The sequence below is a fragment of the Odoribacter sp. AF15-53 genome, assembly GCF_003479425.1.
GTDB lineage: Bacteria > Bacteroidota > Bacteroidia > Bacteroidales > Marinifilaceae > Butyricimonas.
In genome coordinates, this window is the sequence record NZ_QUHC01000001.1 from 845,796 (window position 1) to 859,789 (window position 13,994).

Annotated in this window: 14 protein-coding genes; 4 read left to right on the forward strand and 10 right to left on the reverse strand. The window is 45.8% G+C overall.

Annotated elements, in window-relative coordinates; genetic code table 11:
• Positions 1-167: 167 nt before the first annotated feature.
• Entirely contained in the window at positions 168-488 is a 321-nt protein-coding gene (locus DWW52_RS03385; protein WP_118714042.1) for a multidrug efflux SMR transporter, read from the reverse strand.
• A 215-nt stretch (positions 489-703) separates the two neighbouring features.
• Here DWW52_RS03385 and DWW52_RS03390 point away from each other — a divergent pair, with 215 nt between their 5' ends.
• Entirely contained in the window at positions 704-1,246 is a 543-nt protein-coding gene (locus tag DWW52_RS03390; RefSeq protein WP_118714043.1) for a Crp/Fnr family transcriptional regulator, read from the forward strand.
• 149 nt (positions 1,247-1,395) lie between these two features.
• Positions 1,396-2,580, forward strand: coding sequence for a clostripain-related cysteine peptidase (locus tag DWW52_RS03395; protein WP_158582471.1), 1,185 nt, complete (start codon positions 1,396-1,398; stop codon positions 2,578-2,580).
• Positions 2,581-2,863: 283 nt separating this feature from the next.
• Here the strand turns inward: DWW52_RS03395 and DWW52_RS03400 are convergent, their stop codons facing one another.
• On the reverse strand, positions 2,864-4,000 hold the full coding sequence (locus DWW52_RS03400) for a M20 family metallopeptidase (protein WP_118714045.1): 1,137 nt from the start codon (positions 3,998-4,000) through the stop codon (positions 2,864-2,866).
• Between the two features lie 101 nt (positions 4,001-4,101).
• On the opposite strand from DWW52_RS03400, the gene DWW52_RS03405 reads away from it, so the two are divergent.
• Positions 4,102-5,166, forward strand: a complete 1,065-nt coding sequence (locus DWW52_RS03405; protein WP_118714046.1) for a DUF2157 domain-containing protein — start codon at positions 4,102-4,104, stop codon at positions 5,164-5,166.
• The gene (locus DWW52_RS03410; protein ID WP_118714047.1) at positions 5,167-5,631 is read left to right on the forward strand and encodes a YqaA family protein; all 465 of its coding nucleotides are present in this window, start codon (positions 5,167-5,169) and stop codon (positions 5,629-5,631) included.
• Positions 5,632-5,642: 11 nt separating this feature from the next.
• Here DWW52_RS03410 and DWW52_RS03415 read toward each other — a convergent pair whose 3' ends face one another.
• From DWW52_RS03415 to pta, 8 genes are all read right to left on the reverse strand, one after another.
• Positions 5,643-6,425 carry a YgcG family protein gene (locus DWW52_RS03415; protein WP_118714048.1) on the reverse strand — a complete coding sequence of 261 codons (783 nt, stop codon included), beginning with the start codon at positions 6,423-6,425 and terminating at the stop codon, positions 5,643-5,645.
• A gap of 114 nt (positions 6,426-6,539) precedes the next feature.
• Positions 6,540-6,974 carry a TPM domain-containing protein gene (locus tag DWW52_RS03420; protein WP_118714049.1) on the reverse strand — a complete coding sequence of 145 codons (435 nt, stop codon included), beginning with the start codon at positions 6,972-6,974 and terminating at the stop codon, positions 6,540-6,542.
• Positions 6,975-7,219: 245 nt separating this feature from the next.
• Complete coding sequence (locus DWW52_RS03425; protein WP_118714050.1) at positions 7,220-7,810, reverse strand: LemA family protein; 591 nt, start codon at positions 7,808-7,810, stop codon at positions 7,220-7,222.
• Between the two features lie 270 nt (positions 7,811-8,080).
• Entirely contained in the window at positions 8,081-8,785 is a 705-nt protein-coding gene (locus DWW52_RS03430) for a hypothetical protein (protein WP_118714051.1), read from the reverse strand.
• Between the two features lie 23 nt (positions 8,786-8,808).
• Positions 8,809-9,405 carry a hypothetical protein gene (locus tag DWW52_RS03435; RefSeq protein ID WP_148315320.1) on the reverse strand — a complete coding sequence of 199 codons (597 nt, stop codon included), beginning with the start codon at positions 9,403-9,405 and terminating at the stop codon, positions 8,809-8,811.
• A 299-nt stretch (positions 9,406-9,704) separates the two neighbouring features.
• Complete coding sequence (locus DWW52_RS03440) at positions 9,705-11,132, reverse strand: MFS transporter (protein ID WP_118714053.1); 1,428 nt, start codon at positions 11,130-11,132, stop codon at positions 9,705-9,707.
• A 465-nt stretch (positions 11,133-11,597) separates the two neighbouring features.
• Positions 11,598-12,797, reverse strand: coding sequence for an acetate/propionate family kinase (locus tag DWW52_RS03445; RefSeq protein ID WP_118714054.1), 1,200 nt, complete (start codon positions 12,795-12,797; stop codon positions 11,598-11,600).
• Between the two features lie 35 nt (positions 12,798-12,832).
• Entirely contained in the window at positions 12,833-13,834 is a 1,002-nt protein-coding gene (pta, locus tag DWW52_RS03450) for a phosphate acetyltransferase (protein WP_118714055.1), read from the reverse strand.
• Positions 13,835-13,994: the final 160 nt, after the last annotated feature.

The window sequence follows — 13,994 nt, forward strand, 5'->3', positions numbered from 1 at the left end:
CAAGTCTTGTTTTATTTGCATTTGAACTACCATCCCTGTTCCCTCCTTGCACAGGCGGGGAAACCTATTGATTATTAACTTTCCCCCTGTGTAAGGGGGGGAGCCGGAGGAGTTTTTAGAAGAAAACAGATTTTTGACACGCCTTTATATTTCCCGTAACGTTCCGTTTAGTGAACGAGTTTTAGCCCGACTACACCCGTGAGGATCAGGAACACGAACAGGAGCCTGTAAAGGTTTGTGGAATCGTGAAAGAACAGTATTCCCAGCAATACCGTACCGACAGCCCCGATCCCAGTCCATATCACGTACGCCGTGCCGATGGGGATGCTCTTCTGTGCGAGGTAGAGTAGGAAACCGCTCAATCCCATGGAGATCACGGAGAGGCCGATGAACAGGTAGAAATATTTCTCGTGAACACTCGCCAGTTTAAAACCGAGGGGCCAGCCTATTTCTAATAGTCCGGCACAGATTAATAGAATCCATTGCATAGTCGTTATTGTTAATGTTACCGGGCAAAGGTAGGGACGGGGGACGGGAAAATACTTGATATTTATCAAGAATCGCCTTCGGCGAGTTGCAAATTGCAGGTTATTGAATGCACGAGAGGAGAAATTTGGAGTTTAGTTTAGAGTTTAGAATGAAAAAAGAGTTATCTTGCAGGTGAAAATAACCTGCAAACCTGTAACTCGCCGAAGGCGACCTTATGATAGACGAGAAAATACGAGATCGGTTGATGCCTTTCGTGACGGAGGTGAACTACCCGAAGGGGTATATCCTGTTTAGTAGTGATAAACTGGAAAGAAATATCTATTTCATTAAAAAGGGTATGGCAAGGGCTTACGTGGAGGTCGACGGGAGGGATGTCACGATCTGGTTGGGGATGGAGGGTGATGCCGTTATCTCGGCCAAGGGATACGTGTACGGTGAGAAAGGGTACGAGACGATGGAACTCCTGGAGGACTCGGTGTTGTACAAGATAAGCATGACCGATTTACAGGCTTTGTACCACACGGATATCGAGGTATGTAACTGGGCAAGACGATTGATCGAGCGGGAGTTCGTGAGAACGGAACATCATTTGATAGGCAATCTGTCGGAACCCGCGGCGGACAGGTATGCCCGTCTCTTGCAGGAGAAGCCGGAAGTACTGCAACGTGTCCAGTTGCAATATATCGCTTCCTATCTTGGGATTTCTCCGGAGCACCTGAGCCGCGTACGTGCCGGTAACAAAAAACGAGCAAAATAAACAACGGGTTTGATAAAGTTGCTGTAACCGAAACAGGTTCGCCTGAGGCGTGTATGATTTTGTAAATCATGAAACAAAGACGTTACAAACGTGTTTCATTGTCGGCTATTTTTACTATCTTGCGCAAGTTTATTGTAAAGAAGGGAAATATGAAAATACGGAACTATCATTTTATTCGATATATCAGCGTGTTGCTTCTTTTTTGCCTCGTGTCCTGCGAGAAAGATGACGTTGAACCGAAGAAGACAAGAACGCTAATGGTTTACTTGGCGGGGGATAACGATCTTTCAAGTTCGTTGCAGAAGAATATTAATGATATGTTGAAAGGCTGGGAGAAAGGGTTTAATGGTAATATTGTTATCTATTATGATGCCAGTGGTGCCGCTCCTAAACTTCTGACCTTTGTTGAAGGTAAAAAGGGAGTCTTTGAAAAGCGGGAAATCAAGACGTACGAGGAGATGAATTCCGCTTCATCGGAGACTTTGAGAGACGTGATCAAGGAAATGCAGGAGTTATACCCGGCAGAATCTTATGGTCTGATTCTTGGATCTCACGCAACCGGGTGGATATTGCCGGGACTAGGGGGACGTGGTGAGAGTCAACGAATGATGACAACTCCTATATCAAGAAGTTTCGGTTCTGATGGAGGGGTGGAAATGGATATCCGGGATATGGCAAAAGATATGCCGGGAGGATTGGATTTTATCCTGTTTGACGCTTGTTTTATGTCTTCTATTGAGGCATTGTACGAGTTGCGGGATAAAGCAAAGTATATTATAGCCTCGGCGGCAGAATCGCCCGCTCCGGGGTTCCCTTACGAGGAGTTGATGTCGTATTTCTGGGGGACAGGTGAAAATCTGAAAAAGGATTTACAGGAGGTGTGTAGGATATTCTATGAATATTATAGTAATTACGATATGGGATTCGGCACGATCGCTTTGATTAACCCGGCAGAATTGAATCATTTGCGTGATCTTACCCGTCAGGTGTTACAGGGAAAAGCCGAGACCGTGGCTCAAATGGGACGTGCGGATGTTTATTATTATCCGAAAGCTGCCTATAGTAGACATTATATGTTTTTTGACTTGGGACAATTTATGAAATTCATGACGAGTGAAGATCCCGATTTATATGATGCTTATTTGAAACAGTTGGATAAGGTTGTGCTGTACAAGGCCGCGACCCAGCCTTTCTATGGTCGGAAAAATGAAGTTCAGCAAGATAAGTTCAGCGGGATATCTACTTATATTCCTCTCGTTGTTCCTAGCTGGTCTAGTTACACGGATGCCTACTGGGGTTTTGATTGGGCGAAGTTCGTGTATGACAAGGATTGAAAGGAATTCCACCATCTAACTCTCCCCCTTACACAGGGGGAGAGTGTACCGCAGTACCAAGTTGAAGCATCTTCTCGCATTTGTCTCCCCTCGTTAGGAGACTATAGAAAAAAGTTCATTATCTTGAATTTCTTCTTACACGAGAGGAAAAAACGCTTGGTAATCAACTCTCCCCCTGTGTAAGGGGGAGTCGGAGGGGGTAGTTGTTTTTCTCCAAGCCGTCTTTTTCGGTAGCTTCGTGTAAGGGAAAGGAGGAACGTTTTCGTCTTCCATTCTAAATGTTTTATTGGTTTCCCTCCTCCGCGATCGAGTAGAACATCGTGGCACCCGTTTCGATTAGCTCGTCCGGGAAGTCGTATTGTGGGGAGTGAAGCGGGGCACAATTTTCGCCGGCACCGAGTCCGAATATGGCTCCCTTGTATCGTTGGGTGAATAACCCGAAATCTTCACCCCAGCTAAACGGGGTTTCCAGTTTGATGTATTCGAAATGATTGCGAATGGCGGCATTTCTGATCATGGTGACGGCCTGCTCATCGTTCTCGTTAGCTGAGAAAGGTTCCAGCCACTCGATCTCGTGTTGCAGCCCCGGTGTCTTTTCACAGGCGGAGGCGATCAGGCTCTTTAATCTTTGGGCGTGTTCATGGAGTTGCCGATCGGTTTTTGCCCGGAGAGTAGCCCGAATGACACCGTTCCCGGCAGACACGCCATATGCTTCTTCGCCCACGTGTATTTCGACGATCGTGGCAAGGAAGTAATCATCGCTTTGTATGTCCGTGTTATTCCATCGTTGAAGCTCTTCTATCACGTGTAGGGTGGTCGGGATGGGGCTGATCCCTTTCTGGGGTTCTGCCGCATGGGAGGTTTTCCCGGAGAGGGTGATCGACACGCTGATCACTGCACAGGTGAAAGAATCTTCCTTGCAGAGCACGGTCGAGGATTTAAATCCGGGGATGTTATGCAAGGCAAATGCCTGATCGATCTTGTAGTAATCCAGTACTTTCGTGTCAAGCACGGCCTTCGATCCGCTCCCGTTTTCCTCGGCAGGCTGGAAGAGGAGTAATACCCGTCCGGCTTTTAACGGTCGGTCGTGTAGCATTTGGGCGAAACGCAACAAGATTGTCGTGTGCCCGTCATGCCCGCACTTGTGGGCAACACCGGGATTGAGGGAATGGTGGGGGAGCGTGTCCGCTTCCTGAACGGCCACCGCGTCCATATCCGCCCGGAACAGTAATGTGGGGCCGTCTTTCGAGAAAAGGTATTCGGCTAACAGGCCGTTTCCCCCGACGTGGCGGATGATCTTGGTCGGGGTGAACGCTTGTAGTTGTTCTTCCACGAAGCGGGCGGTTTTTTTCTCGTGCCCCGATAATTCCGGGTGCTGGTGCAGTTCCCGGCGTATGTGGTTAAATATATTTTCCTGCATGGTGTTTATCTTTTAGCTCTGCAAAGTTAGAAAAATTAGTCCATAAACTTTATGGGCCTTAAATTGTATTATCTTTACAACGAATTGTAAAACCGTGAAAGATGAAGTTAAATAAATCACAGGGAGACTTTTTAGAACGGGTGATCGGGCGTTGGGAAGCGGAGGGGTGTCTGGATAAGGAGACGGCCGAACGGTTGAAAACGACCTACACGGTGCGCCCTTTCGAGTGGAAAGAGTTGGCGAGGTACTCGTTCTGGATCGCTATCGCATGCGGCGTAATTGCCGTGATTTCCGTGTTGGCCGATCATTTGATCATGGATATATTGGAAAAATTGTTCCTTTCCTCTTATATGCTGGCGAGCGGGGTTTTTGCCGTGCTGGCAGTTCTCGTGTATTACTGGGGATGGAAACGGCGGCAGAAGATGCCGTACAAGGTATTCAGTAACGAGACGATTCTTTTTCTCGGAGTTATACTGACGGCGGTCTCAGTCGGGTATCTCGGGGCGGCTCTGGATAACGGGAGCGGGCATTTCTCGTTGCTTTTCTTGTTGGCGGCAGTGATTTATGCTTTCCTGGGTTTTTATTTCTCTTCGGTGCAGGTGTGGGTATTCGCCCTTCTGTCGCTTGGGGCGTGGTATGGGGCGGAAACGGGGTACCTGACGGATTGGGGTTCTCATTTCTGGGGGATGAATTACCCGCAGCGCTACGTGGCTTTCGGGGCCGTGTTGCTTGGTTGTCGTTTCTTACTGTCCAAACGGAAATGGTTCGTTCCTCTGGATCATTCTACTTATGTCGTCGGGATGCTTTACTTGTTTATATCTTTATGGATTCTTTCCGTGTTTGGAAATTCGGAGAGTTGGATTCGCTGGTATTCGACGAAACAGGTGGAGTTGTGGTATTGGAATTTGCTGATTCTTTTTGCCTCGGTTATAGCGGTGTATATTGGTCTGAAACGGGATGACTGCGTGGCACGGGGATTCGGGATTACTTTTTTCCTGCTAGGGATTTACACGCTGTATTTCTCTTTGTTGTGGGATGTCATGCACGCGGGACTGTTCTTTTTTATATTGGCCGTATCTTTTTGGCTGCTGGGACGTAAAGCGGAGAAGGTATGGAATCTGGAGTTCCTACGTGACTCGAAGAAAACGAATGAAGATATAGAATAAATGGATACACTGGTAAGTTTCGGGTATTGGGGATTATTTATCGGTTCATTTCTGGCCTCGACAATTATTCCGATGAGCGCAGACGTGTTGTTGGTGGGAGTGTTGGCGTTAGGGGGGAATGTCTGGGGTTGTCTGGCGATTGCCACCGTGGGGAACTGGTTGGGAGGCCTTACCTCGTACTGGATCGGCTGGTTAGGACGTTGGGATTGGATCGAGCGTTGGTTTAAGGTGAAGCGGGAAAAACTGGAGCAACAGAAAGGACACGTGGATCGCTATGGCGTGTGGCTGGCTCTTTTCACGTGGTTGCCTGTCGTGGGAGATTTGTTTGCCATAGCCCTCGGATTCTATCGTGTCCGTCCTAAGATGTCCGCTTTCTACATGCTTGTCGGCCGTTTCGCCCGCTTTCTGGTGTGGGTGTTGCTGTATATCAAATACGCCGATCGTTTCATAGAGTGGATCAGTTGATCCGGTGGTTGTTACCAGCTTCCGCTAGACCCGCCACCACCGAATGATCCACCGCCAAATCCGCCGAACGACCCACCACCGCTGCTGAATCCCCCGAAACCGCCGCTACTGCTACCGCCGCCCATGGGGAAGATAAAGAAACCGCCACCGCCTGATCTGTGACCGGGGGTATAACCGCCATTACCACCTCTACGACGGAATATCAGGGATACGAGAATAAGGAGGATGATGAAGCCGATAACGATGTCAAAAGCACCCCCGTTGTCTTTATTTTTGTATTCGTCCGCCGTGTATTCTCCCTTCGACAGGTCGATCAGCACGGATGTAGCTTTGTCAATGCCCTTGTAGTACGCGTTCTGTTGGAAAGCGGGGATGATTTCGTTACGGATGATGCGAGAGGCGATCACGTCGGGCACGACGCCTTCCAGCCCGTATCCGACGGAAATGGCAACCTCACCTTTTTCCCGTCCCGTTTTTGGTTTTATCAGGATGACAATTCCGTTATCTTTACCTTTTTGTCCGATTCCCCATTTCTCTCCCAAACGGGCCGCGTAGTCGTTGATGTCATACCCGTTTAACGTGGGTACGGTAACTACCGCTATCTGGGTCGAAGAGTTGTTGTTGAATTCCGTGAGTTTCTTCTCCAAGGCGGCTTGTTCCTGCTTGCTGAACAGCCCGGTGAAGTCGTTCACGATACGTTTGGGTGTCATCGGTTCCGGGATATCCTGAGCCCTTGCGGAGGTTACGGTAATTCCGGTGATAACGGCGAGTAATATGAATAGTTTCTTGATCATGTTGTTAAGTTATTTCGCCTTCGGCGAGTTACAGGTTACAAGTTGGCAGGTTACAGGTTAAAGGTCATGATGGGTTACTATAAACTTGTAACCTGCAACTTCCGGTAAACGTGTTTACCGGAATGATATCTCATCCGGGAGTTCGTTCTCGTCATCGGCTTGATAGGGGAAATATTGCTTTAGCTGTTCCCCGGCCGTGATGACCGCTTCACAAATGCCTTCCGTGATGTTGCCGGCTCTGAATTTCTCGACCATGTTTTTCATGATTGAATCCCAGAAATCGGCGGGTACTTTGGCATTAATTCCGGCATCACCGAGAATGGCGGATTTATGGTCGAGCAAGGCCACGTAGACCAACACCCCGTTTCTCAATGCTGTCTTGTGCATTTTCAACTCGGCGAATACGTCTGCCGCCCGGTCTAGCACGTTTATTTTACTATGGTTCTCGATATGTATCCGGATTTCCCCGGACGTGTCTTTCTCTGCCTGCCGTATTGCGGCCACCATGGCATCTTTTTGTTCTTGGGTAAAGGCTTTCTCGGGAGACATGCTAGTTTTGGATTTATGATTTTAATTTTAAAGTTTAGATTCCAGCCGCACAAAAGATCGCTATTGGCAGGTTACAGGTTATTAAACTTTTAGCTTTTAACTTTCTAACTACCCCTTCCAGCTCTCCCTTATACGGGGGGGCGTGTGTACCACGGTACCAGGTTGAAGCATTTTCTTGTATTCGTCTCCCCTCCCGTGTAAGGAGGGGGTGGGTGGTAGTTTTTACACTTTCAATTTTCAATTGCTTAGAATTTCACTTCCGGTGCTTTCTCGGCTCCAGCGGTAGCTTCGAAGTAAGGTTTCGGGGTGAAACCGAACATCCCGGCGATGAAGTTCTTTGGGAATGAACGGATGTAAGCGTTGTAGCTCTTCACTTCCTCGTTGAATTTGCGTCTTTCCACGGCGATACGGTTTTCCGTGCCTTCCAGTTGAGCCTGTAAATCCCGGAAGTTTTCGTTGGCTTTCAAGTCGGGATATTGCTCGGAAATAGCCATTAAACGGGAGAGGGCAGAGGAAAGTTCTCCTTGCATGCTATTGAACTTTTGGATCGTCTTCTCGTCCAGTTGATCGAAGTTTACTCGCATCTGCGTGGCTTTCGCGCGTGCTTCGACGACTTGGGTCAGCGTGTTCTGCTCGTGTTCTGCGTAACCTTTCACCGTGTTCACGAGGTTTGGGATCAGGTCCAGACGACGTTGGTATTGGTTTTCGACGTTAGACCATTGTGAAGAAACGCTTTCGCTTCGGGTCACCATTTGATTGTAGCTTCCTTTGAACCACATGAAGATTCCGATCACGATGACGATAATTATTCCAATTACAATATAACTCTTTTTCATGTTTTGCTTTTATTTAATGATACATGTGTCACGCAAATATACAATAAAATCTTCCGACTACCAAGCGGATTCTCTCCGGAGTCTCGCTCGTATGTTGATTATACGTCAAAGTAAGATCGAGGACAAGTTACCGATGCGCATCGGCAACTTATCGGTAACTTATCGTTAACTTATCGGCAACTTACACTAGGGACACTACTGTATGTATACAGAAATACAGGAAGATGACTAACGCTACTGTAATTTTTTGGGTACACTTCACTTTGCAACTCACTCGTTGAGAGTGGGATCATCTCCAAATAATTCCGAATGTTCCTTGATGTATTTTTCCTGTGTTAACCATTTTTTATAGTTTTCAATAAAATACTCACATAGATGTGCTGCTGAAATGGGTTCTCCAGTAATTCTAAAATACAAAGGAGTACCATCTTTCTCGTAAGTTACAAATTCTCGTGTCGAACCATGTAGAAATATTTTGCATGTCTTTGTCCCGGCGTTTGAAAGAGAATCACTTAACCAAGATATAGTTTTACCATATCGTGGAGTTAATCGATTTATAAGCCATAACTTTGTATTCTTTTCTTGCTCTACAATAACCCGTAATTCGGGTTTCCCGTCTCGAAATGCGATAATGTTCAATTTGTCCAAGGGGAACATACATGCCTGCAAATTTTCTTCGGAAGGGTTATCGTAAAATTTTTTATTGTCGAATTGATAATAAGAAAAAGTTGCCAATTCGTACTTGTCTATTTCACTGACAAATTTTTCGGTAAGGTTAGTATGCCCCTGACCAAATGATCTGGTTTCATTTCCTGTGATATAAAAAGCTTTTAAGTTATTTACTATTATTTTGTATTTTTCGTCTTCAAGATTTGTAGAAATATCTTGAAGAGAATATTGATTTACTGCTACTTGTTTTGGTTCTGAACAAGAAAATGTAATCAATGCTAAATATATTAATGTATACTTCTTCATCGTGTGTATGTATTTAAAAGTTATTATACCATGATATAGACTCTACTCCAAAGATTACCACTACCGGATGATTGACTTTCAACAAAATCATAATCTCCGGTCCAAGGGTCGATATATTCCACTTTATAAGTTGTCATATCCCAAACACTATTATATGTTATTGTCACATGATACACCCATATAGCATGATACTCTGCTCCTGCTGATCTCAAGTCCAACAATCCAGCAGTAGGTAGAGTTCGGTGCGTGGGTGAATTCTTGTAAAAAGTAAATGGAATAATCTCCCATTTAAAGTATGAACTAGATGTTTTGTGATTCCAATATTCAATGCATTCGTCAAATTCTACACCTCCACAACCTATACCTACTTGACAACAATCCCAATTTGGTGGAGAAATAATCCCAGCTTGCTCATCACTCCATTTAATATATTGTCCAGCATATAGACATTGTTCTCCACCAAGAGCCATTTGTAAAGTCGCAAACAAGCACCATGTGGGGTTTTCTTGTCTAGCAACATTCACGTCGAAGCTTTGAACGCCTATCTCGGTAATCTGATTATAACTACAAAATATGATTATTAAAAAAAATAAAACTGTCATTCGCATGTATTTTTTCATAACTAATTCTATAAAATTTATTAATTATATTATTAATCTCTTTTAGCATTCATAATTTTAGTTATCATAAATTGTTGTTTTATTGGTAAGTATGATTCTTTGTAAAATAGAATTGAGTATTATTATTTTTATGAGATTTATATTTCCAATAAATTACAATTTAATTATTTATGTATGTATATGAATCACAAGATACGAATAATATTTAATAAAAAAAATAGTTTAGTATTTTTTATTAAATATATCACTAATGGCAATGGAATTTCATGATTCCATAATTTATTGCGAGCAAAAAACGATTACCGGGTAATTTCGATCTTTATCACACGGTCGTAAATATAAAGTAACAGGGTGGTGCCCAGGCCTATGGCCAGAATGACCATCCAGATGTCGGATGGGGAGTATTGTTGCCAGAGGAGGTCGGTGAGTTCCTTGTGGCTTAATTGAAGTTGTTGTGCCACGTTGTCGAAGTAGGCGTTATTGGATAATCCTTCGGGAACAACCAGTCCTTTGTCGGTGGCAAATTGTCGGGTGATGATCACCTTGTCGGACATATTCTGGTAAACAACCCCGGCGATAATTCCGGCGAAGACGTTACCGATGAAGACGGGGATAAAGGAATATCCCATGTAGAGGGCTTTTTTGTCATGCGGGGCGATACGGCCGATGTATTCCGTGATCTTCGGGGAACCAGCCATTTCCCCCAGTGAGAAGATGAGTATGGCTACCAGAGTGAACAGCACGTTTTGCGAGAAAAGGGTGAGCGCCATCCCGATTGAACACACGAGGAAACCCGACATCATGGATTTCAGGGGTTTCATGCGCATCACGATGCTCGAAACAATGATCTGGAAGATAATGATGTAAAGGGCATCGAAATTTGCCACGAATTCGGCATCTATGACTCCCGGTGCGGGACTGTAATTCGTGCTGATGAAAGGTATGTAGCGTTCGAAGAAGTGGTAAAGCACGCTCGTGTCGATCCATTGCGAGATAAAGACGGGCAGGGTGAAGAACAATTGGTTGTACATGGTCCAGAACCCCGCTACGATAAGGAGGAAGATCACGAATTTCAAGTCTTTCACGATACTGAACATGTTGCGGAATATCTCTTTGAATGTCCGGGCGAGAGAGGTCTGTTGCACGGTTTCCCGGTTCGGTTCCTTGTAGAAAAGGAGTAAAATAAAGTTCAGCGCTATAATTCCCGCCGAAACGTAGAATACAAGATTTGACGATCCCTTGAACAATAAGGTGACCATGGGACCGAAGAAAGCCCCGATGTTTACCATCATGTAGTAAATTCCGAAGCCGATGGAAGCCGTTTCGTTCGTTGTCGTTTTGGCAACCGTGGCGGATATGATCGGTTTGAACAGGGCCGCTCCAAGTGCCAGGTAGAGATACATGAGGAAGACACCCGTGAACGTGGAAAACATGGGCAACAGGATAAAGGCAGACGTGTAGATCGTGAACGCTAGAGCCAGCACTTTTTTATACCCGTAACGGTCGGCGATCGCTCCGGTTAGCACGGGTAGGAAGTAAAGAATCCCCGTGCCCACGCCCATAAGTATACCTTTCTGGCTTTGCGTGAATTCTAGCCCGCCGACATCGGATGATCCCGTGAGGTAATTGGCAAAAAGCATGAAGAAACCATACCATGCCCAACGTTCGAATAACTCAAGAGTATTAGCCACCCAGAAGGTGCGGGGAAATTTACTGAACACGCCCATTTACTTGTTTTTTAGTGATTGATTCGCAAATATAACGAATTCAGGCCATGAAAGGAAAGAAATGTGGATATTTCTAAAAAAAAGAAACCTGACGAGGGGGGGACGTTCTCGTCAGGTTTGCAAGGATTTAACACTATTTAGATGATTGTTAGTGTTGGGTATGATTGATAATCATGTTTTTTCTTTACTTGGGGAGTTGTACTAACTTCCAGATCGTAGCTTGTTTCCTTGGGATAAACCGGAAGTTTATCGATCAGTTTCGTGCATTGTTCGTCAAGATAAACACTCACGTTACTTTTTCCCGGAGCGGTCATGCTCAAGGCGATATTTGGGGGTGCGGTTCAGTTGAAACATTCGATTTTGAATAAAATGTCACGAATTAATCTATATTTTCGACCTTTGGGAAGTAAAAAATAATGCATCCCGGGAAGGGATGCATTATTCTATGTTGGAAATACTGATTTCTTATTTCACGAGATTCATCGTGTCGGTAGCGATCACCAGTTCTTCGTCAGTCGTGATGCTCATTACCATTACTTTAGAGTCAGCAGTGGATAACACTTTGTCCTGTCCGCGTACGCCTTTGTTAGCGGCAAGGTCGAAATGTATGCCCATGTATTCCATGTTGGTACATACTTGTTCACGAACCTCGCAGTCGTTCTCCCCGATACCACCCGTGAAGACGATCAAGTCGGCCCCGTTCAACACGGCAGCGTAACTACCCACGTATTTCTTCACGTCGTAAGCGAGGATATCAAGGGCCAAACGAGCCTTGTCATTTCCGGCTTCGGCAGCGGCTTGCAGGTCACGACAGTCGGAAGAAACCTCGGATACTCCTTGTAATCCTGATTTCTTGTTTACCAAGTCGTTAGCCTGTGCCGTGGTTAATCCTTCTTTCTCGCAGATATATAATAATGCACCCAGGTCAAGGTCGCCCGTGCGGGTTCCCATGATCACCCCGGCGTTGGGAGTGAAGCCCATGGAAGTATCCACGGATTTACCTTTATTAATAGCGGTTATGGACGAGCCGTTTCCGAGGTGGCAAGTGATAATCTTTTTCTCCTCGATGTTCCAGCCTAGTATTTTACATGCTTTTTCGGCCACAAACTTGTGGGATGTCCCGTGGAAACCGTAGCGACGGATACGATAATCCTCGTAGTATTTGTATGGGATACCATAGATGTACGCTTCTTTCGGTAAGGTCTGGTGGAACGAAGTATCGAATACTGCTACTTGCGGGATTCCCGGCAACAGTTTTTCCATGGTCTCGATTCCCGTCAGGTTTGCCGGGTTGTGTAGCGGTGCTAGCTCGCAGCAAGCGGCGATCTTTTTCTTGGCATCCTCGTCAACACGTGCGCTTTTGGCGAAGAATTCACCCCCGTGAGCCACGCGGTGACCAACGGCGTTGATGTCGGTCAAAGTCTTGATCACGCCATGTTTCGGGTCTACCAATGCTTTCAGGATCAGGTCAATTCCGGCGGTATGATCGGCGATAGGTTCTTCTACCACGTATTTATCTTTTCCTTCCGGTTTGTGCGTGAAACTTCCAACGGGTAAACCGATCTTTTCCACTAATCCTTTAGCGAGTAACGTTGGTTCTCCGGCCATGTCAAGTAGTTGGTATTTAATGGAGGAGCTACCGCAGTTTAATACTAGTACGTTCATTATAATTTATGATTTATGATATTAGATTTTATGATTTATTTTGCCGCAGCTTGGTTCACGGTAATAGCCACGAGGTTCACGATGTCGCTCACGGAACAACCTCTTGACAGGTCGTTGATCGGGGCTGCCATACCTTGAAGTACGGGACCCACGGCCTCGATTCCGGCGATACGTTGAACGAGCTTGTAACTGATGTTACCAACTTCTAGGCTTGGGAATATCAATACGTTAGCTTTACCAGCCACGGGGCTGCCCGGGGCTTTGCTTGCACCCACGGATGCAACGAGGGCGGCATCAGCTTGCATTTCTCCGTCGATCATCACGTCGGGAGCCATTTGTTTGGCTAGTTCGGTAGCTTTTACCACCTTGTCAACCAGTTCGTTTTTAGCCGATCCCTTGGTTGAGAAGCTCAACATGGCCACTCTCGGCTCGATCTTGGCGATAGCTCTCGCTGTTCCGGCAGTAGCCACGGCGATTTGTGCCAGTTCCTCGGCGGTGGGGTTGGGGAGTACTGCACAGTCGGCGCACACGATTAACCCGTTTTCTCCGTATTCCGGTTTGTTGGTCAACAACAGGAACGCGCCTGATACGACAGACATTCCCGGTAATGTTTTCACGATTTGTAACGCGGGACGCAACACGTCTCCGGTAGCGTTCTTGGCTCCGGCAACTTCTCCGTCGGCATCACCGCTCTTGATCATCAAAGTGGCAAGGTACAACGGGTCGATCACAAGCTTCAAAGCTTGTTCTTTGGTCATTCCTTTGCTCTTGCGGAGTTCAACCAGAAGATCAGCGTACACCTCTTTCTTGGCATGATTTTCGGGGTCGATGATCGTGGCTTGTCCGATGTTTTTCAATTCGAATTTCTCGGCCAAAGCGTTAATCTCTGCCGGGTTCCCGATCAGGATAATTTGCGCTATACCTTCACCTAACAGGATATCGGCTGCTTTCAACGTGCGTTCTTCTGTTCCCTCCGGAAGTACAATTCGCTTGTTGTACTTCTTCGCGTTTTCTTTGATTTGTTCAAGGAGATTCATGATAATTTTATTTTTATATAATAGTACTTGCAATCGTTAGCGCGAAAGTATGAATAATTAATCAAATTGTAATGCAGACGTTACAAAAAAGTGTTAGACAAAAGAACAGAAGGGCAAAAGAAAGAAAAATCACGGTTATTTTAGAAGCTTTCACTTTCAC